The following is a 236-nucleotide window of genomic DNA, read 5'->3' as shown; positions in this document are numbered from 1 at the left end:
CCTGGGTGTCATCCAGATTCGGGGTGGTGGGATCGTCAGACAACGCGCTCTCCTGCTTCATTCAAAATCATGTCACCGTCTTCCTTGAACAGCGGCCCGGCAGGCCAATCCGCGATCAGATCCAACACCGCTTCGGACGGGCGACAAAGCTTCACACCCAACGGCGTGCAGACAATCGGGCGGTTCACCAGAATCGGATGTTCGACCATGGCATCCAAAAGCGCATCATCTGACAC

1 protein-coding gene is annotated in these 236 nt (G+C 57.2%); it reads right to left on the bottom strand.

Translation table 11 applies throughout. The features are described 5' to 3' along the window. Window positions 1-35: 35 nt before the first annotated feature. Window positions 36-236 (bottom strand): ArsC/Spx/MgsR family protein (locus Q4528_RS16090; protein WP_303522770.1); only part of this gene is annotated, 201 nt, incomplete at its 5' end.

Origin of the sequence: Staphylococcus pasteuri (genome assembly GCF_030547725.1) — a bacterium.
In the GTDB taxonomy this organism is placed as follows: Bacteria; Bacillota; Bacilli; order Staphylococcales; family Staphylococcaceae; genus Staphylococcus; species Staphylococcus pasteuri.
The sequence above is the reverse complement of the archived record's forward strand: the minus strand, read 5'-3'. Positions and strand labels throughout refer to the sequence as shown.